This is a genomic window from Shewanella xiamenensis, assembly GCF_024971755.1.
In the GTDB taxonomy this organism is placed as follows: Bacteria; Pseudomonadota; Gammaproteobacteria; order Enterobacterales; family Shewanellaceae; genus Shewanella; species Shewanella xiamenensis.
On the sequence record NZ_CP079718.1, the window covers coordinates 2241109 to 2265130 of the forward strand.

General features: G+C 45.3%; 21 protein-coding genes. 12 read left to right on the top strand and 9 right to left on the bottom strand.

Features of this window, described 5'->3' with window-relative positions:
• Positions 1-25: 25 nt before the first annotated feature.
• The 3 genes from msbA to KXJ80_RS11185 are packed head-to-tail and all read left to right on the top strand — an operon-like array spanning position 26 to position 3008.
• Positions 26-1831, top strand: a complete 1806-nt coding sequence (gene msbA, locus KXJ80_RS11175; RefSeq protein WP_037419637.1) for a lipid A export permease/ATP-binding protein MsbA — start codon at positions 26-28, stop codon at positions 1829-1831.
• Positions 1832-2839, top strand: coding sequence for a tetraacyldisaccharide 4'-kinase (lpxK, locus tag KXJ80_RS11180; RefSeq protein ID WP_037427268.1), 1008 nt, complete (start codon positions 1832-1834; stop codon positions 2837-2839). It abuts the gene before it with no gap.
• Positions 2829-3008 (top strand): Trm112 family protein, encoded by a 180-nt coding sequence (locus KXJ80_RS11185; RefSeq protein ID WP_037419644.1) that lies wholly within the window; start codon positions 2829-2831, stop codon positions 3006-3008. Before lpxK ends, KXJ80_RS11185 begins: the two co-directional genes overlap by 11 nt.
• 117 nt (positions 3009-3125) lie before the next feature.
• On the opposite strand, the gene KXJ80_RS11190 is transcribed toward KXJ80_RS11185, so the two are convergent.
• Positions 3126-3590, bottom strand: coding sequence for a hypothetical protein (locus KXJ80_RS11190; protein WP_037419646.1), 465 nt, complete (start codon positions 3588-3590; stop codon positions 3126-3128).
• A gap of 212 nt (positions 3591-3802) precedes the next feature.
• Between KXJ80_RS11190 and KXJ80_RS11195 the strand changes: the two genes are divergently transcribed.
• Positions 3803-4492, top strand: a complete 690-nt coding sequence (locus tag KXJ80_RS11195) for an energy-coupling factor ABC transporter permease (protein WP_037427312.1) — start codon at positions 3803-3805, stop codon at positions 4490-4492.
• 30 nt (positions 4493-4522) lie between these two features.
• Here the strand turns inward: KXJ80_RS11195 and KXJ80_RS11200 are convergent, their stop codons facing one another.
• The 3 genes from KXJ80_RS11200 to KXJ80_RS11210 all read right to left on the bottom strand — a co-directional run bounded on the left by KXJ80_RS11200 (position 4523) and on the right by KXJ80_RS11210 (position 8981).
• Entirely contained in the window at positions 4523-4879 is a 357-nt protein-coding gene (locus KXJ80_RS11200) for a glutaredoxin family protein (RefSeq protein ID WP_037427267.1), read from the bottom strand.
• 217 nt (positions 4880-5096) lie between these two features.
• Positions 5097-8351, bottom strand: coding sequence for a DUF748 domain-containing protein (locus KXJ80_RS11205; protein ID WP_218738769.1), 3255 nt, complete (start codon positions 8349-8351; stop codon positions 5097-5099).
• Between the two features lie 249 nt (positions 8352-8600).
• Entirely contained in the window at positions 8601-8981 is a 381-nt protein-coding gene (locus KXJ80_RS11210) for a VOC family protein (RefSeq protein ID WP_037419655.1), read from the bottom strand.
• A gap of 348 nt (positions 8982-9329) precedes the next feature.
• Here KXJ80_RS11210 and KXJ80_RS11215 point away from each other — a divergent pair, with 348 nt between their 5' ends.
• The 3 genes from KXJ80_RS11215 (at position 9330) to KXJ80_RS11225 (ending at position 10648) form a co-directional block, all read left to right on the top strand.
• Positions 9330-10034 (top strand): DUF445 domain-containing protein, encoded by a 705-nt coding sequence (locus KXJ80_RS11215; RefSeq protein ID WP_099458287.1) that lies wholly within the window; start codon positions 9330-9332, stop codon positions 10032-10034.
• Positions 10035-10113: 79 nt separating this feature from the next.
• Positions 10114-10464 carry a VOC family protein gene (locus tag KXJ80_RS11220; RefSeq protein WP_203433419.1) on the top strand — a complete coding sequence of 117 codons (351 nt, stop codon included), beginning with the start codon at positions 10114-10116 and terminating at the stop codon, positions 10462-10464.
• Complete coding sequence (locus KXJ80_RS11225) at positions 10439-10648, top strand: DUF1289 domain-containing protein (RefSeq protein ID WP_218738768.1); 210 nt, start codon at positions 10439-10441, stop codon at positions 10646-10648. The genes KXJ80_RS11220 and KXJ80_RS11225 overlap by 26 nt, the downstream gene beginning before the upstream one ends.
• A 72-nt stretch (positions 10649-10720) precedes the next feature.
• On the opposite strand, the gene cdd is transcribed toward KXJ80_RS11225, so the two are convergent.
• Together cdd and sbcB are read right to left on the bottom strand one after the other, a co-directional pair.
• Positions 10721-11611: a cytidine deaminase gene (gene cdd, locus KXJ80_RS11230; RefSeq protein WP_037419666.1), complete on the bottom strand. Its 891-nt coding sequence runs from the start codon at positions 11609-11611 to the stop codon at positions 10721-10723.
• Positions 11612-11784: 173 nt separating this feature from the next.
• Positions 11785-13197, bottom strand: coding sequence for an exodeoxyribonuclease I (sbcB, locus tag KXJ80_RS11235; protein ID WP_144345693.1), 1413 nt, complete (start codon positions 13195-13197; stop codon positions 11785-11787).
• A 174-nt stretch (positions 13198-13371) separates the two neighbouring features.
• Here sbcB and KXJ80_RS11240 point away from each other — a divergent pair, with 174 nt between their 5' ends.
• From KXJ80_RS11240 to KXJ80_RS11250, 3 genes are all read left to right on the top strand, one after another.
• Positions 13372-14175, top strand: a complete 804-nt coding sequence (locus KXJ80_RS11240; RefSeq protein ID WP_218738767.1) for a hypothetical protein — start codon at positions 13372-13374, stop codon at positions 14173-14175.
• Between the two features lie 34 nt (positions 14176-14209).
• On the top strand, positions 14210-15025 hold the full coding sequence (gene rlmA, locus KXJ80_RS11245) for a 23S rRNA (guanine(745)-N(1))-methyltransferase (protein ID WP_172590641.1): 816 nt from the start codon (positions 14210-14212) through the stop codon (positions 15023-15025).
• A 305-nt stretch (positions 15026-15330) separates the two neighbouring features.
• Positions 15331-15540 (top strand): cold-shock protein, encoded by a 210-nt coding sequence (locus KXJ80_RS11250; RefSeq protein ID WP_011072720.1) that lies wholly within the window; start codon positions 15331-15333, stop codon positions 15538-15540.
• Between the two features lie 337 nt (positions 15541-15877).
• Here the strand turns inward: KXJ80_RS11250 and KXJ80_RS11255 are convergent, their stop codons facing one another.
• A complete protein-coding gene (locus KXJ80_RS11255; protein WP_218738766.1) occupies positions 15878-17437 on the bottom strand; it encodes a SulP family inorganic anion transporter in 1560 nt (519 codons plus the stop codon).
• Positions 17438-17580: 143 nt separating this feature from the next.
• Positions 17581-20871, bottom strand: a complete 3291-nt coding sequence (rne, locus tag KXJ80_RS11260) for a ribonuclease E (RefSeq protein WP_218738765.1) — start codon at positions 20869-20871, stop codon at positions 17581-17583.
• A gap of 596 nt (positions 20872-21467) precedes the next feature.
• Between rne and rluC the strand changes: the two genes are divergently transcribed.
• Both rluC and KXJ80_RS11270 read left to right on the top strand, forming a co-directional pair.
• Positions 21468-22427: a 23S rRNA pseudouridine(955/2504/2580) synthase RluC gene (gene rluC / locus KXJ80_RS11265; RefSeq protein WP_218738764.1), complete on the top strand. Its 960-nt coding sequence runs from the start codon at positions 21468-21470 to the stop codon at positions 22425-22427.
• Positions 22428-22465: 38 nt separating this feature from the next.
• Positions 22466-23209, top strand: coding sequence for an HAD-IA family hydrolase (locus KXJ80_RS11270; RefSeq protein ID WP_218738763.1), 744 nt, complete (start codon positions 22466-22468; stop codon positions 23207-23209).
• Between the two features lie 3 nt (positions 23210-23212).
• Here the strand turns inward: KXJ80_RS11270 and KXJ80_RS11275 are convergent, their stop codons facing one another.
• Complete coding sequence (locus KXJ80_RS11275; protein WP_218738903.1) at positions 23213-23797, bottom strand: Maf family protein; 585 nt, start codon at positions 23795-23797, stop codon at positions 23213-23215.
• Positions 23798-24022 lie beyond the last annotated feature (225 nt).

A 24022-nucleotide genomic window follows, 5' to 3' on the forward strand; every position in this document is an offset into this window, starting at 1 on the left:
ACTTTGCCATAATTTAGTGTTACCAATGACAGCATATCCTAAAGACGAAATGTGGACCGTATTCAAGCGATTACTGGCCTATCTCAAACCGATGAAGGGCATGTTTTTGCTTTCAGTTGCTGGCCTTATTGTGTATGGGCTTGTCGATGCGGCTTTTATTTCTTTTATAGGCCCTTTTATCGATAAAGGGTTTTCCAGCAGTACACCAGCGATCAGTAACGGTATTGCACTCCCCACGAACCAAGGCTTTCATGCCGATAACCAAGTGCTATTAATGGCGCCTATCGTGGTTATTTTAATGTTCTCCCTGCGCGGCTTTGCAAACTTCGTATCCACCTACGGCATTTCTTATATGAGCGCTAGGTTAATTATGGATATGCGCCAGCAAGTGTTTCAACATTATCTAAGTTTACCCGTGAGTTACATGGATAAGGAAAACACGGGCAATTTAATTTCAAAAGTGACCTTCGATACCGAGCAAATTGCCCGTGCATCGGGCAGTGCCTTGATTTCGATTGTTCGTGACGGTGTGACCGTTATCGGTATGCTGGGATTGATGTTTTATAACTCTTGGAAGCTTTCACTGTGTATTTTAGTGATAGGTCCGATTATGGGATTAGTGATGACTATTGTGAGTCGCCGCTTCCGTAAGGTGTCGAAACAAATCCAAACGGCGATGGGGGATGTCAGTGCCGCAACGGAGCAGATGATCAAAGGTCATAAAAACGTACTGGCCTTTGGTGGACAAGAAACAGAAACGGCTCGCTTTGCCAAAATTAATGACAGAAACCGCCATCAAAATATGAAACTTGCGATCGCACAGGCTATCAGCCAGCCGCTTATCATGGTGATTGGCTCCTTTGCCTTGGCCTTTGTGCTGTATGCGGCGAGCCTAGATAGCATGAAAGCCGATTTGACAGCAGGTACCTTCGCGACGATTCTTGGCGCGATGATGGCCATGCTGCAACCCATCAAAAACCTCACGCGTGTGAATGCCGAATTTCAACGTGGTATTGCAGCGTGCACCACAGTATTTGAACTGTTAGACACTTTGCCAGAATCGGATACTGGTACTTATACCGTCAAGCGTGCTAAGGGCAACTTACGTTTTGATAATGTTTCCTTTAGTTACGAAGGCCAGGAGCGCCGCGCTTTAGATAAAATTGACTTTGAAGTGTCCCAAGGGCAAACCTTAGCCTTAGTCGGGCGCTCTGGGTCGGGGAAGTCGACGATTGCAAGCTTGGTGACTCGTTTTTACACCGGACTAGCGTCTGGCGATATTCTGCTTGATGATGTGAGTATTTATGATTACTCATTGAAATCATTACGTAGTCAAGTGGCTTTGGTATCGCAGCAAGTGACACTGTTTAACGATACTATTGCCAATAATATCGCCTATGCCTATCCGGGCGAAGTCACCCGCGAGCAGATTATTGAGGCGGCGACCTTAGCTCATGCGATGGAATTTATTGAGCAATTGCCCGATGGCTTAGATACCCAAGTCGGTGAAAACGGCGTGCTATTGTCAGGCGGTCAGAGGCAACGGATTGCGATTGCGCGGGCAATGTTACGTGATGCACCAGTGCTTATTCTGGATGAAGCGACATCGGCCCTTGATACTGAATCTGAGAAAGCGATTCAGCAGGGATTAGACAATTTGCGCCAAAACCGCACCTCGGTTGTGATTGCTCACCGTTTATCAACGATTGAAAGTGCCGATCAAATTTTAGTAGTCGATCAAGGTCGCATCGTTGAGCGTGGCACCCACAAATCTCTACTCGAACTTGGCGGCATGTATGCCAAGTTATACCAAATGCAGTTTGGTAGCTAAATGCAGGCGTTAGTGAATAAAATTTGGTATCAAGGCCACCCATTACGGTGGCTCTTACTGCCTTTTTCTGCGTTGTTTGCGCTTATTACCGCAATTCGCCGTGGTTTATTTCGCTTAGGGATTAAATCACAAACCACACTGCCAGTCCCCGTGATCGTGGTGGGCAATATTACCGTTGGCGGTAGTGGTAAAACCCCCACAGTCATCTATTTGATTGAACTGCTGCGTCAACAGGGGTTTAATCCGGGTGTGATCAGCCGTGGTTATGGCGCGCATATCCAAGGGGTAAAAGTCGTTAGCGTAAAGGATGCTGCAACTGATGTGGGCGATGAGCCAGCTATGATTGTGGCGCGTACTGGTGTGCCTATGGTGGTGGGCCCTAAACGTGTTGATACCGCAAAAACCTTGCTGGCGCAGTTTGCCGTGGATGTGATTATCTGTGACGATGGCTTGCAACATTACGCCCTCGGCCGTGATATTGAGCTGGTGGTGATTGATGGAAAGCGCGGTTTAGGGAATCGTCATTTGCTTCCAGCAGGCCCACTACGGGAAGGTGCTTGGCGTCTTAATCAAGTGGATTTTGTGGTGGTCAATAGTGGACCCGCGCAGGCGAATCAATATGAGATGCAGCTGAGCCCAAGTGCGGTGTTGCCGGTAAATCCTAAGGCTGAGGCCGTGTTTGATCCGACCCAGCCCGTGGTGGCAATGGCGGGTATTGGTCATCCGGCGCGTTTTTTTGAAACCTTAACGCAGCAAGGTTTTCAACTCGCGTTATCCCATGGTTTTGATGACCACCAAGCCTACGATAAACACGTGTTATGCGAGCTTGCAGCATCTCGCCCCTTGATGATGACTGAAAAAGATGCGGTTAAATGTCGCGATTTTGCACAAGAAAACTGGTGGTATTTGGCTGTCGATGCCAAGCTATCGCCACAATTTGATCAACAGTTGCTGAGCCGATTACGCTCTGTGGCTGCAGCTAAAAAAGGAAAATCCCATGGCGTTTGATAAAAAACTGTTAGATATCGTTGCTTGTCCAGTATGTAAAGGAAAGTTGGAGTACGATAAGGCGGCGCAGCAATTGATTTGTAAAGCGGACAAATTAGCTTATCCCATTACCGATGGCATCCCAGTGTTATTGGAAAATCGTGCCTTACCGTTAAATGAAGCAGTTTGATTTTTAGGCATAAAACTCAGCGTTATTGAACTTAACGGTTTGAGCTAAGTCGTGTACTTGCGACACCGCCGTGCATAAGTGTAGAGAACAGGGCGATCATCTCGCCCTTTTCATGACTTAAAAGCGCACAAACTTTTGTTTATCTTCCTCAGTGGCGCCTTCTTTACATTCACCACGTATTTCTCCCCGTCCTGATTCTATTATTCGGCTCAACTCAAAGTAACCTTCGCGGCAGTAACCTGTCATTTCTAAGGTTTTCTCGAGTCCCAATTCAACTTGTCTGCCCCAGATATCGAGTGCATCCGCTTGTTGTTGGTATAAACGACGCTGCTCGCGGGGATCTTGCGCGACTTGACGCATACGTTCTTCGTGGGGGAAGGGGCGTTCGGTGACATCTCTTGGTGAGTATTCCTCCGCAAAACCTGCCTGATAGGTAAAGAGTTTAAGGCCATCTGCGCGGATATCAGTGGTGAGTTTGTCTTTAAATTTACCTGCAAATTCAGAGGGGTCTATCGGAGCGCTGCTGCAAGCGAGTAATGTTAAGCAGCTCAATAATGTCAGGCTTATCGATCTCAATGGCATATCAAGGATTACTCTTAGATGATTTACTTAGCGAAGAATACCTTAATATGTCGCTCAATATCATGCAATTATCGGTTTTATTCGCGATATACTGGTAAAGAAGTTTATTCGCCCGAATAGGTTGGTTAATCACCCTAATACCGAAACAACTTGAATCTGCTCTGAAACTTGTCGCGATAGGTTGAATGGGCATCTACTCCGGAGCCTTACTGATGCTGGATTTTTGGGCCAAGCGATTTGCTGAAATAGACTGGAATATCAGCCCATTACAGGGGGTAAGCCTGCTACTGCTGGGACTGTGGATTTATGCTATTTGGCCTAAGGAAGAGTTACTGCAGGTTGTTAAGGATAAAGGCTTGCAATGGCGGTTGTTGTTAACGCTGATTGCGGTAAATACCTTATGGCTCCTCAATGCCAGTATTCAAGTCGGAATTCATTTACATTTTCTAGGGATAGTCACTTGTCTATTGATGTTTGGTTGGCGCTTAGCGACGGTTGCCTTACTCCTCCCAAGTGCGTTTTTCAGCATATTTGTCCTAAAGCAGCCTGGTGAGTTTGGTGCATTTGGCTTGTTTGCAATAGCCTTCCCGTTATTCTGTGCGTTTATGCTTTACAGCCGCAGTTACCATTTATTTCCTAAGCATCTTTTTGTGTTTATTTTTGTTGGCGCCTTTATTAATGCAGGATTATCGACGGTTTTTCATCAATTTAGTTGGGCATTTTGGCTTTGGTTGTCGGCGGATTATGACTGGAGCATGTTAGTTGATAACTATCTGATGTTAATCCCGTTATTAGCCTTTCCTGAGGCGTTGCTCAACGGCATGGCGGTGACGCTGTTGGTGGTGTATCAACCCCAATGGTTGTTTGATTATTCTGACCGTGAGTACTTGTGGCGTAAATGAAAAGCGCGCCGTGGGGCGCGCATTGTTGTGCTAGGCAAAACGTTGTTCTAAGTAGCTGATGATATCCTTAGATTCATATAGCCATTGCACTTGACCATTGTCTTCAATCCGTAAACAGGGCACTTGTTGCTTGCCACCTTGGGCGATGAGCTCGTCTCTATGTGGGGATTTTTTTGCATCCAAGGTTTGGATATTCAGCCCTTGACGGCGCATAGCTCGGCGCACTTTTACGCAGAAAGGACAAGCATTGTACTGATATAGCGCCAGTGCTTGAGTTTGCGCATCGATTTTTTGTTGTTCTGCTGATGGGCGTTTGAGTTTCTTTGGGGCGAACACAAAGTTAAGCAACAAAATGATCCGGCCTAAAATCCAGCGAATAATGAACATAACTACCTCGAGTAAAAGTGTTTTAGCGCGCCGCAATATTGGCTGTGCGAAAGGGGATAGACGCGCGGAATGTGATTCCGCTCGCATAAAGCCGCAGAGTTTAACCTAATGGATGTTTTAGGCCAAGTAATAGAACGAGGGGGCGCTATCTTAATCAACCAATAAAAATGCCCAGTGAATACTGGGCATTTGATTCTCTATGGTCTTCTACAACGCGTTATTTAGCTTCGATGCTCATATTCACTTGGGCAGCATCTTGATTGAGGGTGACGCGACTTTCGAGTAGGAAAATGCGTTCAGGTGCGATGCCCTTGCTATCAACAAGGTAGGCCTTGACTGATTTCGCTCTCTCCTGCGCTAAATCTCCCAACCTGTCTTGACCGACCGTTTGCGCTTTTAGCGAAAGGTTATAAAGCGCGATATGCCATCGGGTGGTCAGTTCCTCTTTACTCAGTGGTGTATCTTTGGTTTCAGCAATAATATTGTCTTTCACATCATCAGGATTGGCTTTAACTTCCTGCTCATAGAGTTTGAGAAGGGCATCGGCTAGAGGTCCTTGAGTCGGAAACTGACTCGGGCTGAGATCTGCCGGCAATTCCGTCAGCTGAATATTCGCTAAGGCAGCCAGCTTGCGTTTCATCATACGCTCGCTAATTGCTTGGCTATCGTTTATTGCATCGACACTGCCCTCAAGACTGAGCTGTAGCATGGGTCTATCCTCTAATCCTTTGGCGAGCTTATCTAGGCTTTCTTGCTCACGGGAAGTGAGGGTAAATTGCCCGGGATTAAAGGGGATTTTATCTAAGGTATCATCAGCGCCAATGAGACCTGCAAGGAAAGAGAAGGGGGCAGTGACGGCTTTAGTAATCACATTGGTAATGGCTGTCATGATGATGCTGCCAACACTAAAGCTGGGTGAGTCTAGATCGCCAGAGACTTCCATTCCTAGGTCAATTACGCCATGGCGATCCTGCAATAATGCAATCGCTAACGTTACGGGTAAACTGGTGGCTAAATCACTGTTACTGCGTTTCCCCAGTTTTAGTTGATTAATCACTAGGTGGTTGCTGCCCTTGAGTTGGTTTTGCTCAAGTTTGTAGTTAAGTGCTAACGATAATTGCCCTTTATCAATGTAATAGCCCGCATAGGTGCCAGAGTATGGGTTTACTGACGTCAGCTCAACACTCTTAAAAACCAAGTCTAAATCAAGATAAGGTTTATCTAACAAGGGATTAATATCCCCCTTTAATGTCACTGGTGCATAGCGGTCAATTTTGCCTTTAATATCGACAGATGCCTTAGTACCCGGCTTGGAGGATAGGTGACTGATATAACCTTCTAGCTGCTCGATGCCTGAGGCAAAGTTAGGTGTTAGCGAATTATCGGCAAAAAATGCCGATCCCTGGTTAAAGCTAATTTTTTGAATATCTACGCTTAACTCGGGCTTTTTAGCTGCGGTTTGGGATGGTGCAACTGTATTGGTGCTGATTTCGGCTTGAATGCCAGTTTGCGCCATTTGTCCAGTGACTTTAGGCTCGGCAATGGCTTGCTGTTCAATAATCAGATTGCTGATATTGGTTGTACGATCCTTCGCGATAACAACCTTGGCATAAGGTTGCTCAAAACTTAAATGATCAATCTTGATTTGATTCTGTTGCTGGTCAAAATCGAGCTGATTAATATGCATTTTTTGCCATTTCACCAATGGCGCTTTGCGGATGCTGTCGAGGATATTCAAATCATCCAGCTCAACGTTACCTTGATAAATGGCTTTGCCTTTGCCATCGGCATGAACCTCGCCATCGCTACTGAATAGGCCGCTTTTTAGCTGCATATTGACATAGGGCTCAAGGTAAGGTTGAAATTGGGCTAAGGCCAACTGCTCCACTTTGAGGTTAGCGCTGATGGCTTGCCCAAGGACATCGACTTGCCCCTTGGAGGTAAAATGGCCTTTATCGTTTAGTCCAAAGGAGAGTTGGTATTCAATCGGGGCTTTTAAATCGCTCACTATGGTTTGAGTCGCAAAATCTAATGGATAGATTCGCCATTGCTGCGCCGTTTTGCTGAGTTTGTGCTCCTCAAGCTGAATATCATAGTTTTCGACATTCAGTCCGCCCAGTGTCACTAACCAGGCATCTTGCTGTTCAGTAACACTCTTATCCGAGGTTGCTTGTGAAGGCGATGCGGCTGACGTGTTCGTTTCAGCTGACGCTTCTGCTGTTTGCGCTTCTGCAGGCGAGTTCGGCGTTGCGGTATCAGTGCTGGCAGCCATAGATTTTGGCATTAATAGTTTAACTAAATCAATACCTTGTTCATCTAGCTTAGCCTTAAGACTTAAGCCTTCAGTGTGGATTTGCTTAATATTGACCCGCTGCTTGGCCAGATTAGCGCTGATCCCATCTACAGCCAGCAAAGGTAAGGTGATAACTGATTGGTCACCATTGAGCAAATTCACTTTTTCAACAATCACTTGCCCACGTTCGGCAGTGAGTTGTAATTCACCTTGTTCGGGTAAATCGACTTGGTAATGGGCGTTGATACTGAGCTCACCTGTCCCCAATTTGACATTGAATTGATCGGCAACAAATTGCCAGAGCGGCACAAGTTTGAGTTTGGCAAGCTGTACATCCCCGACGAGCTTAAAGGGAAAGAGCTGAAATTGTCCGGCAAGGCTCACTTCACCTGCGTGGGCATCCTGCAACTGGGCGACAAATTGGTTATGCACGATAGTCGTAGTGGCATTTGTCGCCGATGTTGCTGGAGTAGTATTCGCCGTAGTTGTTGCTGGAACGGCATTGTTTGTCACCGCATCTTTGGTTGATGACGTCTTAGCTACGCTAGCAGGATTAGGTAACATCAGGTATTCAGTATCTAATTGACTGAGTTTGAAGTTGATATTGGGGTAATCAATTTGCGCCTTGGTTATCTTGTCATCAAATTTGAACTGGGCAGCACTGACGGTTAACTCACCTAAGATGATGCGCAAAGGGCGTGTTTGTTCAGCACTCGTGTCTGGTTTGCTGGCGGTTTTAGCTTGGTTGAGGGTGGTAACGATGTCGTCAAAGTTAAACTGAGTTGCCCCATGAGTTTTAAACCGTTGGATATGAGCAAAGGGCGTTTGCAACTGAATATGATCAATCACTAAGGCTTGATTGAATATAGACTGCCAAAAATGCACCTCAAATTGGAGCTGTGCTAATCCGGCAAAATCCCGATTATCTTTCTCTTTAACGGCGAGCTGGTCGATATTGACGCGGTAGTTAAAAGGATTGATATGCATACCCTGTAAACTGACCGGACGTCCTAATAGCTGTGAAAGCTTCTCTGGGGCGAAGGCGACGATAGCCTTGGGGAGTATTAATCCGAGGGCGATAAGGTAACTTAAGTAGGTAATGGTTAAATAGACGAGAACTCGTTGGTATCGGGGGCGACTAAAAAACACGAGTTTTAACCGTGATAGTTGAGTTAGCATAGTCAGATTAATGCTCCAATACGCACGCTGGCGCGAAATCTATCAATAAATGTGGTTATTCTAGCGAATAATGCTTATCTCTGCATGATTTTTTTGGTGTTTTGTCAATTAAATCTGAGTGTTACCGTATGGCAACCAATGTGAGTCAGAATGTATGTTAACTCATAACCCTCGTTTTACGAGGGTAACATGTTGTGTCTCCAGTGGGCATTTTATGACCGCTAAGCTTTTTAATACGAATAGCTTAGTTTAAGTGGTGAGATAACTTATTGCGGCGATGACGGCGCCTTGTGGATCTTTTATCCAACAAAAGCGACCCACTTTCGGAATATCTTCTGGACCAAACAGAATATCGCCACCAAGTTTTTTAGCGTTAATCGCGACCAAGTCGACATCGGCGACCGTGACATAACCTGTCCAGTGCGAAGGTAGCGTCGGGAGCTGATTATCAGTGATACCGCCGATACCTACACCTTGATTTTCAATCAAGTGGTACTGACCATGGGGCATCTTGACCGTTCTAAATTGCCAGCCAAATACTTCACCATAAAAGCGCATGGCCTCTTCAGTGTTGTGGGTCGTGAGTTCATGCCAGCCTAAGGCACCAGCGGTATTAAATGCAGAGTCCATAAGCGCGTCCTTTATGTTATTGAGCCTTGTGGCGAGGCGATTAGTATTTTGAGTGTAGACGATGCTTTTCAATAATTCCTAAGCAGATCCAGAAATGTGACATTATTTTCTGCTGTAAATCATTAAACTAAGTTAATGTTAATTAATGAAATAACAAAAATCTGTTTATCGAGTTTGTCTTGATGTTGTGCTTGTGCCGCTCCGCTGAGTATTTGCGGAGTTTGCGCTCTGTTTTGCGGCTGATTGGTGGTGTTAGTATTGTTTTACAGCATTAGACCTTACTCCCCTTCGCTTGCTAAACTAGCGCCATTTGCAATCGATGAAATTGCGTAATAGGGGGATTAACGATTGAATAAGAGTTTAGTGACCAATGTGTTGGCAGCCATTTGTGTGATCTTGGGATACGCACTGAGCTTACCCATTCTATTTAATGTTGGGTTGTTTGCATTATCTGGTGCGATAACCAACTGGCTTGCGGTGTATATGTTGTTTGAAAAAGTCCCTGGTTTGTATGGTTCTGGTGTGGTGCCTTCGCGGTTTGAAGAATTTAAACTCGGCATTGCTCATCTGATGATGAAACAGTTTTTTACCGCTGAAAACATTGATCGTTTTTTGTCTGAAAAAGAAGGCATAAGCCAAATCGATTTAGCGCCTGTGATTGAGAAAGTCGACTTAGCACCGTCTTTCGATGCCTTAGTCAATACTGTGGCACAATCTTCATTTGGTGGCATGTTAGCCATGTTTGGTGGGACTGAGGCGCTAATGCCGCTAAAAGAACCCTTTATTGAGAAGATGAAAGCTTCATTGGTCGATATGGCCGAGAGTGAACAATTCCGCAGTCTATTGAAGCAAGAGCTTGAACAGCCAAATGTGATGGCCGATCTGCAAAATAAGATTGCTAATATCGTTGAGCAACGCTTAAATGAATTAACACCACAAATGGTTAAGCAGATAGTTCAGGAGATGATCCAGACGCATTTAGGTTGGCTCGTGGTGTGGGGCGGTGTGTTTGGTGGAGCCATCGGACTTGTCGCCGCCTTAGTACAGGGCTAATCTGAGATTAGCCACTATCGCGAAGGGAGCAATGGCTCCCTTTTTTATTGATTAAGTTATTCATTGGGCAGGGAAGATTATGAATCGTCATCACACTATCAATTATTTAGAGATTCCAACATCTGATATTGATTGTTCTAAAGCGTTTTTCAATACTGTATTTGGTTGGCGTTTTGAGGATTATGGCCCACAGTACAGTTGCTTTATCGATGCGGGAATAACGGGTGGTTTTTATCAAGCTGATGTTTGTTTTACCCTAGAAAAGGGCTGTCCCCTGATTGTGCTATACAGTAAGACCTTGGAAGAAACTTTAGCCGCCGTGATCGCGGCTGGCGGCACCATTAGCACTGAGATTTTTAGCTTCCCAGGTGGTCGACGTTTCCATTTTATCGAGCCTGCGGGCAATGAATATGCGGTCTGGTCAGAATAACAGTATTTATCAGCCCTGTGTACGAAATTGCTGTCTCGATCAGCAGGATATCTGCATGGGGTGTTTTAGGCATCTTAAGGAGATTTTGGCGTGGCGAAACATGACAGAGGCGCAGCGAAGCGCATGTTATCTTAAAATGGCTGAGCGCAAAGCCATTTTTATGGCAAAACGCCCTAGTAGCTAAAATAGGCCAAAGCATCGCGGCGCTACTTAAGTCAATACCGAAGTATAAAAACAGAAGCGCCGCGTTAACTGGCTAGATAGGATCAACCACAATATGTTCGAGTTCTATCGCGGCAACAGCATGCAATGCATCCATCGCTGCGCCCACTAAGCTGATTTTACCTTGGGAGGATTCCACCAATACCGCGCGGCGGATCTCGCCAAAATCACGATTATGCCGAGTCAGATTCGATAGCGCCATTTGCATTGGGAGCATCGATGGGTTAAACGCGGCGTTTTCAGCGTAGCGACCACAGTAGGTTGCGCCATCCGCGGTTTCTAATACAACCGCCGCATAGCTTTGGGTATAAGGTGCATAGCTTAAGCCCGCATGATCTAAGGCTTCAATTACCATAGGATCACTGCTATCGAGTGCAAATTCAGTTTCCTGCTTGACTAACAGCGGTGACTGAACATTTAAGTCTTTTGGTCCAAACGCATAGGGCAGATAATAGGACAATAAATGGCTATCCTGTGATGGCAAATGGATCTTGATTTGGCCGCCTTCGACTAATTCATTCATAAACTGACGGCAATGACCGCAGGGACTGGCGTTCACTATCATATCCACAATCTGGCTTTCGCCGCTAAGCCACGCGTGACTAATAGCGCTTTGCTCTGCGTGTACTGAGTGGAAGAGGGCTTCGCCAGGCAGCTCTAAGTTGGCACCCATATAAATGTCGCCACTTTTTCCTTTGGCAATTGCACCAACATAAAACTCACTAATGGGTGGTTTGGCCAAGGCGGCGGCAATAGGTAACAAAGCCAGTAACACCTCTGATTCGGTCATATTGCTGCTTTTGACTAACTCTGCCAGTTGCTGTGCATCGATATGTCCCGCAAAACCTTGATGTAATAAGGGAATTAATGCGTCAGCCAACGGGGTTGGCAGCTGGGTTATGCTTCGGATAAATCTATCTTGCATTTCCCGACTCCTTGTTTGTTAAGTTCATGGAAGAACATTCTAGTAATTTTGTTACAGTATAAATGCGAGTTAGTTCGCGTTTATGGTTCAATTAAGCGCCTGTTAGTTAACATCTGAAAGAAGTTATCAATCATAGGCGCTAAATCAACAAAAAACATGGGCTATTTTGTGGTCTACAATCCACGCAAATAGTGGCACAGGGCGGCGAGTAGTTTTTGTTTATGCTCATCGCCTTCGGTATCTTGCAACAAATTTTCAAGTTTGAGCAGATAATCCTGATCGGCCAAACGCTGCTGACAGAAGGTGCGCCAGCGATGGGACTCTTGATCATCAAGTAATTCGGGATAATTGCGCGCCCGATAACGGAATAGCATTTCTGGGATGCGTCCATCATCAAATTGCAAATCAAGTGCGGCTAAATTTTGAGGTAAGGTATGGCGAATGATCTCCATCTTAGCTTTATCGGCAGGGCTGAAAAATCCACCCGAATACAACATTAAGTCAGGATCCGTGGTGGTTACTTCGCCATCATGCTCAAACAGTTGCGCCAGCTTCTCCCGTAATTCCGGGTGAGACTTTAAGCGTTTGTATTGTTCTCTGGCAAAGGCTTTATCAATGTTGAGTCTTTCTGCCTGCACATCATCTAAAATTTTGGCCGAAGTAATAAAAGGGCATTTGTTAAGATGCACCTGTTTAACTGGGATGGGTAACTCATCCTCGGCAAGCTCCGCTCTGGGCGTGTACATGCGCGTTTTTATCTGCTCGACATCCAGCTCAAACAGTGGGCTTAAATCCATCGCTAAATTCACGCAAATAATGGCATTTTTGTTACTTGGGTGGTGTGCAACGGGGGCGATAAGGGTTGTACAACCGTGCATTGCACTTATCTTCGAACTGACATGGGCAAGCGGTAGCATATTTAATACGTCAATTTGCGCGCTGACGGCTTGTTTACGGCGCAATTCAAAATAGTACTGGTATAACTTAGGTTGCTTTTCTTTTATCAGTTTTGCCATTGCGATGGTGGCGTAAACATCTGACATGGCATCGTGTGCTTTTTCATGGCTTAAACCATTAGCTTGGGTCAGATGTTCCAGTTTAAAACTGGGTGAACCGTCTTCTTTTAATGGCCAATGGATACCGTCGGGTCTAAAGGCATAACAAGCCCTCACTAAATCAATGATATCCCAACGCGTATTGCCATTTTGCCATTCGCGGGCATAGGGATCGATAAAGTTACGGTAAAAGCCATAGCGGGTGACTTCATCGTCAAATCGTAACGAGTTATAGCCAGCGACACAGGTATTAGGTTGGCTGAAGAGAGTATGGATACGCCCCATAAACTCGGTTTCAGGTAAACCTTTTAAATTGGCTAGTTGTGGCGTGATCCCTGTAATTAAAATCGCTTCGGGTGAGGGCAGGTAATCCGTTGATTGTTTGCAGTAAAAAGTCTCTGGCTCACCGATAATGTTAAGATCTAAATCGGTACGGACCCCGGCAAATTGGGCGGGTCTATCTTGGGCTGGGTTGGCACCGAATGTTTCATAGTCGTGCCAAAAAATACTTGGCTGAGATGCTGTATACATAATTTCAATCAAATGACGGTTTTGTCGAATGATAGCATCTTAGCCGTTAAACTCACCCCAATATTGATCAGCAAAAACCTTGATGGATAAATTATATTGAAAAGAGAAGCGCTTAACAGGTGATCTTTACCACGATTGGCAGTTACAATTCCCATTGAACAGGGGATCAGTCTTATGCATCATCAATATCTCAATCAACCTATGATACTCGATGTCGTACAGACGTCGTCATTGATCATAACGTTACCAAGCAACATGAGTGATTTTATTGTGCTTGAAACGATGGGAGCTCCCCTACTTGAGCTGATTGTAGTTTCACAAACGCCACCACAGATTGCAGTGCGCCTTCAACCGATTTTAGGGCTAACACTAAACACAACTTCTGTTGTAGACGCAGGGCTAAGTGCTCCTGTATCAAGGTACTTGGGTCAAGGCGTACGGCTTTATCATCGAATGGGGACTGCCCCTAAATTTGTTGCCCAAGAGCTTCGGGCAGGAATTTTAATTAAAGTTGATGTGAGAGAAAGTGTAACATTCTCTTTGCAATCGGCATCAAAGTTCGAGTTTGTAACACTTGAATCCGACGTCAGAGGCTTACATGAGCCGAGAGTACTGATGATGGCTAAGGCTATTCTTGCTAGGGAGTACGATTACGGTGCGACATCGGAATCCCTTGCGGTTTACCTCACCGAAATTGAGCAGATAAGATTGGAGTTACAAGCATTTTTACGGGGTGAACTTGGTCAATACCATACTGGCTTAGCTGAAGAGGCCGTACGATTAGATCCATTACTACAACAAAAGCGCCAATGGCTTTTTCGAACTTATACCCACATGTTTGAGCGCCCGAGCTTTAGTCGCGCCGCAAATGATAGTCAGAATATCGACAAAGCCTTAAGGAAACTTGAGTGTTTTGAGCTGCTCGCTTCTCCTGAATTACTGCAAATGGTCGAGCGATTAATGGAAGATGAGATATAAGCTTGACATCCCCCATTTTAAATAGAGTTAATCAATGCAATATATATGTCCTTTGTGCGCGTTACCCCTCACCCTAACACAACGAACTTGGGGATGCCCGCAGGCACACAAGTTTGACATGGCGAAAGAAGGTTATGTCAATTTGCTTCCCGTTCAGAAAAAAAACTCGAAAGATCCAGGTGATAATCAGCAAATGATGTTTGCTCGTCGGGAGTTCTTAAATGCGGGTTATTATCAAATCTTAAGTGATAGAGTTAATCAACTGGCACTCCAATATGCCAGTAGTGCACAGCAGATCCTTGATATAGGTTGTGGTGAGGGTTACTACAGTCATCGTTTATATAATGCCCTTGTTGCTCATCATTTTTGTTATTTACAGGGCGTTGATATCTCTAAGTCGGCAATAAAATATGCAGCCAAGCGCTATCCTAACTTAAGCTTTTGTGTAGCGAGTGCCTATGAAATGCCGATTCCATCTAATAGCATTGATTTAGCGATTCGAATTTATGCACCATCAAAAGTAGAAGAACTTCAGCGGATCATGGCACCTAGCGGCATTCTTATCACGGTATCGCCTGGGCCTTTGCATCATTTTGCGCTAAAACAACAGATTTATGACCAGCCAAGATTGCATCCTGAGTCTGAGGCCAGAATTGATGGATTTGAATGCCTACATCAAGAGCGGCTTAGCGCGCAACTCGATCTTAATGACAGTAAAGATATCGGCAATTTTCTCGAAATGACTCCCTATGCGTGGAAGTTTACCGCAGAGCAGAAACAAGCATTTTCTCAGAGCGGATTAAGCTGTGAGTTAGATTTCCAGATTGAAGTACATCGCATTTCAGTCTAGGGGCTGATTTTAACCTATTGAAATAAATTATTTAAAATGCTTTACTGTCAACGCTTAAGCCGTAAGAACATATTGTTCTGCGAGCCGGTAGCAAAACCTTAAAAGGCTTTGTTTAAATAAATTTTTCAAAGTGTCGCAGTATGTTGACTTATCTTTAGAATGGTTTATAGTTTTACTAGCTTGAAGGTTGGGCTTATATTTATGTGTTCAATACGACCCGTTCGTCCTGTAAACATAAGTAATACCGGCATTTTCCAGCTCCACCGCCGTTAAGGCTTTAATTTTTTATTTACAGGATTTATATCATGTCTCAAGTAACTGGTGTAGTTAAGTGGTTCAACTCTGACAAAGGTTTTGGTTTCATCGAGCAAGAATCTGGTCCAGACGTATTCGTTCACTTCCGTGCAATCAACTCTGACGGTTTCAAAACTCTTGATGAAGGTCAAAAAGTGTCTTTCACTGTGACCCAAGGTCAAAAAGGTCCTCAAGCTGAAAACGTAACCGTAATCGGTTAATTTTCAGTGCTGTTAGCCTAGGCGCTAATAGCAATGGATTTAAGAGCTGTGGTTTTTACCATAGCTCTTTTTATTTGTGCTGTTTTATCTTAATACCTACATCTCCCATTTCTCTCATTTCTCTCACTTTTAAGATCTCGTTCAGATTAATCTGCTGTTAGCTGTTATCATTTTTCCCGTGAATTTTGTTTATTTCGCTGTTAACTATATTAATAAATACATAAGTTTGGCTTGAAAATTGACTATTTACGTACGCGAACATTCAGGGCGATAACTGTTAGCCTACAGCCATATTGCAGTGCCGTGGACCGTTGCTTAAGGATGGATAGTGACTTCATTAGGAGTCGAGTTTATCATCCGCGACTTTATAATGTGGGTCATCCAACAGATTCACTTCAACAAGATCACCTGCCTTATGAAGTAAGGCTTTACAATCAGCACTTAAATGCACCAAATGTAGTCTTTTGCCTATGGACACATAACGCTCAGCAAGCGTATCAATCGCTTCTAAGGCGGAGTGATCGGCTACGCGAGAAAACTTAAAATCGATGACGACATCCTGTGGATCCTGTGAAGCATCAAATAACTCGAGGAAACTCGCGACAGAACCGAAAAACAGTGGTCCATTAAGCTCATAGACTTTCCAGCCTTGAGAGTTTTGAGTCACTTTGACGCTAATGTGTTTTGCATGCTGCCAAGCAAATACCAGCGCGGATACCACCACTCCCACAAATACAGCAAAGGCGAGATCAGTAAACACAGTTACTGTGGTTACAAGAACGATCACAAAGGCATCATGTTTGGGCACTTTGCCCATAAACTTAAAACTTGCCCATTCGAATGTGCCGAGTACAACGATAAACATCACCCCAACGAGGGCTGCTAACGGAATAATTTCGATAAAGGCTGCACCAAAGAGAATAAATGCCAGTAGGCCAATGGCCGCGGTAATCCCTGATAACCTGCCGCGGCCACCAGAATTAATATTAATCATCGATTGACCGATCATGGCACAACCACCCATAGCCCCAAAAAAGCCGCTGGTGATGTTACCTACACCTTGGCCAATACATTCTTTATTGCTGCGTCCTCGGGTATGGGTCATCTCATCGATAACCGTCAAGGTTAACAGGGATTCGATTAATCCGACTGCGGCTAAAATAAAGGAATAGGGCAGAATGATATAGAGCGTCTCAAGGTTAAAAGGTACCTGTGGGATTGCAAAGCTTGGGAGTGAGCCTGCAATTGTCGCATTCTCGTCACCACTCATAGTCTTGAGAAAATCCAATACGTTACGAGTATCAAGATCAAAGCTGACGACAATAGCCGTGACGCTAAGAATTGCGACCAACGAGGACGGTATTGCAGTGGTCAGCTTAGGCAAGAAATAAATAATTGCCATGGTTAATGCTACGAGAGCAAACATCAGCAACAACGGCTCTGGTGGTAACCAGACTAAGTTTCCAGCAGTGTCTTTTACTTTAAACTGGCCAAGTTGTGCCAAAAAAATCACAATGGCGAGGCCGTTTACAAAACCTATCATCACCGGATAGGGTACGATGCGAATAAATTTCCCCAGTTTAAAGATGCCAGCGCTGACTTGGATTAATCCTGCCAGCACGACAGCCGCAAATAAGTATTGCACGCCATGTTCAACCACTAAGGACACCATGACCACGGCCATCGCTCCTGTTGCACCAGAAATCATCCCAGGTCGACCACCAATCAGTGCGGTGACCAATCCCATAATAAAAGCCGCATAGAGGCCCACCATAGGTTCGACATTGGCAACAAAAGCAAAGGCAACAGCCTCAGGGATCAGTGCGAGTGCGACGGTTAGCCCTGAGAGTATATCGGCTTTGTAGCCAGATGTTTTGTGGCGGAAGAGATCGAACATGAAACCTCTGTTACTGGTGTGTAGACAAAATAAGCCGCGCATACTACCAAATTAACTGATTAAGCTAAACCTGAAATATGCCTTAATTAGCTGAAAATAAAAAAGCCATGCATATGCATGGCTTTTTAGATTGTGGAAGGGTCCTATGGACGAGCCATATCCGATTCAGCACTATTGCTGTGTTTCAGCTTAGGTTCAGTGGCTTCAGCGGTGGCGGTATTTTCATACTCACGGCCTTTAGGCACTTCAACCTGCGCTCTGACTTCTACCGTTGGTTTAGTCATTTCAGATGATACCATAGCACCAAAACGGCTAGACGCTTTCGGTTTGCTGACGACAACTTCCGTTGGTTGAGCCGTAGCAGCTTGCGCCATTACAGGTTTTGCCTGAGGTTTAACAAACGCTGCAGGTTTCGCCATCGGTGCTGATGCGACTGATTTTACCGCTTCTTTCGGCTCAGTCTTTTCTGTCACTGGTGTCACTTCTTCGGCTTTTGCTTCAGGAGTTATATCAGTCACTATTTGCATAACCTCTGTGGCTTGCACTGCTGGTGCTGGTGCTGTTGCTGATTGTGGCTCGGCATCAGATGCTTTAACCGTTTCAGCGGCCTTATCGTTAACGACAGGTTTAGATGTGACTTCAGCGACAACAGTATCAGACTTAATTTCCGCGGAGGATTCAGTTACTGTGGTATCTGATACCGTGCTTTCAGTCGCTATGCTTTGAGAGACTGCGGCTTCAGTTGAGGAGATCACATCAGCAGTGTGCACAATCGGCGCAGGCTGCGTTGCTGTACTCTTCACTTCAACTTCAACTGCAACCGTTTCAGCCACGGTTTGCTCTGTTAAGTTAGCCGTTTCAACAACTGCAGTTGGTGCTGGATAGTCTTGATCTTCGCCTAACGCATCATTAGGAATGAACTGCGCAGGAGCCGTTGTGCCTTGTTCATCTTCATCGCGGCGACGGCGTTGACCAGCAGCTCGCAGATGGCGAGGACTACGGCGGCTACGACGTTGTCCATCACGGGATTCACGTTTGGCTTTGTCATCTGCATCAACATTTGCTTCGGCGTTATCTTCATCAATGACCGCTGGTTGAGTGTCTAACTTAGCATCCACTTGAGTGTCTGGTTGGCTTTCAACAACAGGCATATCAACAATAGCATCGGCTGGCTTAGTTTCTACCACATCAGCAGCTTCTGATACTGTGGTGTCGCCGACCTCATTCGCAACCATAACCTCTTTACGTGGCTGGCGGCGGCGCGGCGCTTTCACTTCCGGTTGCACTTCTACCGTGACATCCGCATTGATTGCAACCAACTCAGCTAAAATCGCTTCTTCCTGAATTGACGTTTCTACAACATCTGTGGTGTTGTCGATACGAACTTTACGGCGCATATTACGGCGCTGACGACGTTCACGGACGACCTCTTGCTTTGGTGCTTCGTCTTGAACATCCGCAGTCACTTCTTTAACTGCTTGATTGCGGGGTTTAGGCTCAGGCTTAGCACGTTTCGCACTTTCATCCTTTTCACGGATTGGGCGCTCTTGAGCTTGTGGTGCATCGGCGACTTTTTTAGCATTACGAGTACGTGGTTCGCGAGTACCTTCTTTCGCTTTTTCAGTATCTTGTGGATTGCGAGTACGGCGAGTGTCGTTACGACGATTGCGACGGCTGGCATTCGTGGCTTGACTGTCTGGCTTCTTAGTCTCGGTGCTCTTTTCTGCGACTGCGTTATCACTTGAGCTAAAGAAAGCACCAATTGCACTGAAGAGTTTACTGAAGAAACCTGGCTGTGCGGTTTCAACTTTGGCAACTGGTGCAGTGTCTTGTTCCACTTTTTGTGGAGCAGCAAAGCCTTTTAGGGCTGGAGCTGGCGCCGCAGTACGTTCCAGTTTACGTGGCTCGTACAATTTTGCTTCAGGCTGTTCGATGCGCTTGTAGCTGGATTCATCGATTTCATCGTCGGTGCGGTGACGGATCACACGATAATCTGGGGTCATCATATGTGGATCTGGGATCACATAGACTTCCACGTCATGGCGTTGTTCGGTGATACGAATCGCTTTACGTTTCTCGTTAAGCAGGAATGCAGCCACATCGACAGGCACAATGGCTTCGATTTGTGAGGTATTTTCTTTGATGGCTTCTTCTTCCATCAAACGCAGAATCGACAACGCTAAAGATTCAGTACTGCGGATAGTGCCTTGGCCATGACAGCGAGGGCAGATATGTGCAGCGGATTCTTCTAATGATGGACGCAGACGCTGGCGTGACATTTCCATCAAGCCGAAACGAGAAATACGACCTAATTGAACGCGAGCGCGGTCATGGTGCACGGCATCACGTAGGCGGTTTTCGACTTCACGTTGATGGCGCACTGGCGTCATATCAATAAAGTCAATAACCACTAAGCCACCTAAGTCACGTAGACGTAATTGACGGGCAATTTCATCGGCGGCTTCAAGGTTGGTATTTAATGCGGTTTCTTCGATATCGCCGCCCTTGGTGGCACGGGCAGAGTTGATATCGATAGAGGTTAAGGCTTCAGTTGGGTCAATGACGATTGAGCCACCCGATGGTAGACGTACTTCACGTTGGAAGGCTGATTCGATTTGAGACTCGATTTGGAAGTGAGTGAATAACGGTACTTCAGCTTCGTAGAGTTTTACACGTTCAACAAAATCAGGGCGCACAAGTGCGATATGCTGTTTGGCTTCTTCGAAAATACGTGGATGGTCGATTAAAATTTCCCCGACATCACGGCGTAAATAGTCACGAATGGCGCGAACAATCACGTTGCTTTCTTGGTGAATGAGGAAAGGTGCGCCTTTGGTTTGCGCCGCTTCAGTGATCGCCGCCCAGTGGTGTTGCAGAACTTTTAAGTCCCACTTCAGCTCTGTCGACTCTTTACCCACACCAGCGGTACGGACGATAAGGCCCATACCAGCAGGGACTTCCAAATCGGCCATAGCTTCTTTTAATTCAGTACGCTCATCCCCTTCGATACGGCGAGAAATACCGCCTGCACGTGGGTTGTTTGGCATTAACACTAAGTAAGAACCAGCAAGGCTAATAAAGGTGGTCAACGCTGCACCTTTGTTGCCACGTTCTTCTTTGTCAATTTGAACAATAACTTCTTGTCCTTCACTGACGACTTCTTTGATGTTTGGGCGACCTTGGAATGAATAACCTTTAGGGAAATATTCTCTGGCAATTTCTTTTAATGGTAAAAAGCCGTGGCGATCAGCACCATAGTCTACGAAAGCGGCTTCTAAAGAGGGCTCTACGCGGGTGATCTTACCCTTGTAAATATTTGATTTTTTTTGCTCATGACCAGGACTTTCAATATCGAGGTCGTACAGTTGTTGCCCGTCAACGAGGGCAACACGCAACTCTTCTGATTGAGTTGCATTGATTAACATACGTTTCATGATGACGTCATTCTTCTTTAAATGGAGGTCATCAAACAATCGCGTTTCGTTGCATTACGGGCCTAGCTGTGGTGAACAAAGCCTCACGGCTGGTGAGCTAGGCAAGGTGCGCATTACTGTTAGACGCAGTCGCTGCGTGTCGCATCCTATTTATGGCTTATTTTTTAATGATTACAAAAACAAGGAATTCGTTGTAAAACATCAACCAACCCCATAAATTCTTTAATTTCGTTCCGGTAATGCCCAAGTCGAATCGGTTTGTCTGACGACAAGTTAAAATATATTTCGAAATCCGGTGAGAAAAGCTTTAGATAAACCTTGATAAAGTAAGGTGAGATTCTCGATTTAATCGTAAAAAACGCATTTGTGGTATTTTTACTCAGTATACGATTTGCAAATCAATGAGTTGCTATCAAGAAAATCTTTTTTGATCTATAAAACTTTTCACTTGGGACAGGGAGTTTGTGAACACTTTATTCACTGCTTATCCCTAATCGCAGGTGAAATATAGCAATAATCAAAAAATTCAGCAATGGAAAGGCACAATTCTTGTGAGTTGTTGTACAATGGCCGCCGTTATAAGCAGATGGCACATCATGAATATAGAATCTCCACAGCAACAGGTGCAGTTGATCACCATTGACGAAGACCACCTCGACCAACGAATTGATAATTTTTTAATCACAGCGCTCAAAGGTGTACCTAAGAGCATGATTTATCGTATCGTCCGTAAGGGCGAAGTACGGGTGAATAAGAAGCGCATTAAGCCAGAATATAAATTACAAATTGGTGATGTGGTACGTGTGCCACCCGTGAGAATGGCTGAGTCTGATAATCGGACTGCGCCTTCGGCTAACTTGAGCAAAGTGTCGCAACTCGAAGATCGTATTTTGCATGAAGATAATCATCTTATTGTGCTCAATAAACCTGCGGGTATTGCGGTTCATGGCGGCAGTGGTGTTGATTATGGTGTGATTGAAGCGCTGCGCTCCTTACGTCCGCAACAGAAGTTTTTAGAGTTGGTTCATCGCCTTGATAAAGATACCTCTGGCGTACTGTTAGTCGCTAAAAAACGCAGTGCGCTTAAACATATGCACGATCAACTGCGTTATAAAAAAATGCAGAAGGATTACTTAGCTTTAGTTAAGGGGGAGTGGTCGGCGCAGGATAAAGTGGTCAAACAACCTTTATTAAAGCTGACACTTAAATCCGGTGAGCGCATTGTGCGAGTCAATGCAGAAGGCAAACCATCAGAAACGCGTTTTAAAATTGTGCAGCGTTATCAAGGTTGTACATTGGTGCAGGCGAGTCCTGTCACGGGACGTACTCATCAAATTCGCGTGCATTGTCAATATGCCGGGCATCCCATTGCCTGTGATGATAAGTATAGTGAGCAAGCTTTCGATGACGGTATGCGCTCGCTTGGCTTGAGTAGATTGTTTTTACACGCGGCAGAATTAATGTTTATCCATCCTGAAAACGATGAAGTGATGCGGGTTTCTGCACCACTGGATGATAATCTGCAGCAACTGTTGAATAAGTTAAAGCGGGTTTAATTCCCGCTCCTCTATATACCCGTGGATAACCTTGAAGCATGAAGGCTGCCAACCATTCTACCCTGCGTAAATATGATTTAGTGATTTTTGATTGGGATGGCACTTTGATGGATTCCATCGGCAAGATCATTATTTGCATTGAGAATATGGCTAGGGCACTTGCGCTGCCTGTTCCTGCTGAGGCGGATATTCGTAATGTGATTGGCTTGTCGATGACGCAGGCGTTACAAGTGTTGTTTCCTTGCGGATTATTGTCTTCATCACAGCGATTTTCGGCGTTTCCTGAAGAGGATATGTCTACTGCTTCTACTGTCAGCACCGGCACTGAAGAGTGTTACATCACGATGCGCGCCGAGTTTAAGACGCAGTATTTGCATCTTGATACCACGCCAACGCCAATCTTCGACCAAGCACCACAATTGCTCGAATCATTATCTGCAAAGGGTTATCAGTTAGCCGTGGCGACGGGGAAGGCGAGAGCTGGGGTGGTGCGCGTGTGGGAACAATCTGGATTAGGGCATTACTTTATTGCCTCCCGCTGCGCCGATGAAGCGCAGAGTAAGCCCCATCCTGAGATGATCATCAGCCTATTGCAGGAGCTGGGCATTCAGCCTGAGCGTGCTTTGATGGTCGGTGACTCTTTACTGGATTTAACCATGGCAGCGAACGCAGGTATCGATAGCATCGGTGTGACTTACGGCGCCCATAGTGAGGCGGTATTACGACAAGCTAAGCCGATAGCATTGATTGATTCACCGCAGCAGCTCCTTCAGCATTTATAAGCATTATGCTAATACATCTATGCCTTGGCTGAGCAGCATTTCCGTGAGTAAGATTAAAGGTAATCCCACGAGCGTATTAGGATCTCGTCCTTCTAAACGATTAAAGAGTGCAATGCCTAAACCTTCACTTTTAAAACTGCCTGCACAGTAAAACGGTTGCTCTTTATCCACATAAGCACTGATTTGTGATGCTGTAAGGTGCCGAAAATGCACTGTAAAAGGCTCAACTTGGGCATTCATTTCACCCGTTTGAGCATTATAAAGCGCAAGACCTGTATAAAAGGTAATGGCTTTCCCCGAGGCTTGACTGAGCTGCTTAATCGCATTATCGCGATTTAATGGCTTACCGATGATCTTGCCATCGATCACGGCAACCTGATCGGAGCCAATAATCAGATCATCAGGACAATATTTTGCACCAGCTTCTGCTTTTGCCAGCGCTAATCGTTGTACTAAGGCTTGCGCTGACTCATTAGGCAGTGAGGTTTCATCAACCTTGGGATCGCAGCACTCAAAGGGTAAGCCTAATTTGTTCAGCAGTGCTTGCCGATATACGGAGGTGGAGGCGAGGATTAACTGGGGCGTCATCATTAATAATCCATTAGAAAACTTCACTTATTGTCGCCAATCTGGATGATTGAATGCAAGCAGTGGTAACAGAAGCCGTCACTTTAGGAAGGTAATTGAGGATTCTTTCGGTGAATGCGGCTATTTTAGACGGCTTACGCTTGTGTGCCGCCCCCTGCTTGGGTAAAATTTCGCTTCCATTAATTCAATGTTGGGGCTAGAGAATCGCTTAAGTTGCAAACTGGG

Coding starts and splice junctions, on each gene's coding strand:
- msbA (WP_037419637.1), top strand. CDS start 26: ATGACAGCATATCCTAAAGACGAAATGTGGACCGTATTCAAGCGATTA.
- lpxK (WP_037427268.1), top strand. CDS start 1,832: ATGCAGGCGTTAGTGAATAAAATTTGGTATCAAGGCCACCCATTACGG.
- KXJ80_RS11185 (WP_037419644.1), top strand. CDS start 2,829: ATGGCGTTTGATAAAAAACTGTTAGATATCGTTGCTTGTCCAGTATGT.
- KXJ80_RS11190 (WP_037419646.1), bottom strand. CDS start 3,590: ATGCCATTGAGATCGATAAGCCTGACATTATTGAGCTGCTTAACATTA.
- KXJ80_RS11195 (WP_037427312.1), top strand. CDS start 3,803: ATGCTGGATTTTTGGGCCAAGCGATTTGCTGAAATAGACTGGAATATC.
- KXJ80_RS11200 (WP_037427267.1), bottom strand. CDS start 4,879: ATGTTCATTATTCGCTGGATTTTAGGCCGGATCATTTTGTTGCTTAAC.
- KXJ80_RS11205 (WP_218738769.1), bottom strand. CDS start 8,351: ATGCTAACTCAACTATCACGGTTAAAACTCGTGTTTTTTAGTCGCCCC.
- KXJ80_RS11210 (WP_037419655.1), bottom strand. CDS start 8,981: ATGGACTCTGCATTTAATACCGCTGGTGCCTTAGGCTGGCATGAACTC.
- KXJ80_RS11220 (WP_203433419.1), top strand. CDS start 10,114: ATGAATCGTCATCACACTATCAATTATTTAGAGATTCCAACATCTGAT.
- KXJ80_RS11225 (WP_218738768.1), top strand. CDS start 10,439: ATGAATATGCGGTCTGGTCAGAATAACAGTATTTATCAGCCCTGTGTA.
- cdd (WP_037419666.1), bottom strand. CDS start 11,611: ATGCAAGATAGATTTATCCGAAGCATAACCCAGCTGCCAACCCCGTTG.
- sbcB (WP_144345693.1), bottom strand. CDS start 13,197: ATGTATACAGCATCTCAGCCAAGTATTTTTTGGCACGACTATGAAACA.
- KXJ80_RS11240 (WP_218738767.1), top strand. CDS start 13,372: ATGCATCATCAATATCTCAATCAACCTATGATACTCGATGTCGTACAG.
- rlmA (WP_172590641.1), top strand. CDS start 14,210: ATGCAATATATATGTCCTTTGTGCGCGTTACCCCTCACCCTAACACAA.
- KXJ80_RS11250 (WP_011072720.1), top strand. CDS start 15,331: ATGTCTCAAGTAACTGGTGTAGTTAAGTGGTTCAACTCTGACAAAGGT.
- KXJ80_RS11255 (WP_218738766.1), bottom strand. CDS start 17,437: ATGTTCGATCTCTTCCGCCACAAAACATCTGGCTACAAAGCCGATATA.
- rne (WP_218738765.1), bottom strand. CDS start 20,871: ATGAAACGTATGTTAATCAATGCAACTCAATCAGAAGAGTTGCGTGTT.
- rluC (WP_218738764.1), top strand. CDS start 21,468: ATGAATATAGAATCTCCACAGCAACAGGTGCAGTTGATCACCATTGAC.
- KXJ80_RS11270 (WP_218738763.1), top strand. CDS start 22,466: ATGAAGGCTGCCAACCATTCTACCCTGCGTAAATATGATTTAGTGATT.
- KXJ80_RS11275 (WP_218738903.1), bottom strand. CDS start 23,797: ATGACGCCCCAGTTAATCCTCGCCTCCACCTCCGTATATCGGCAAGCA.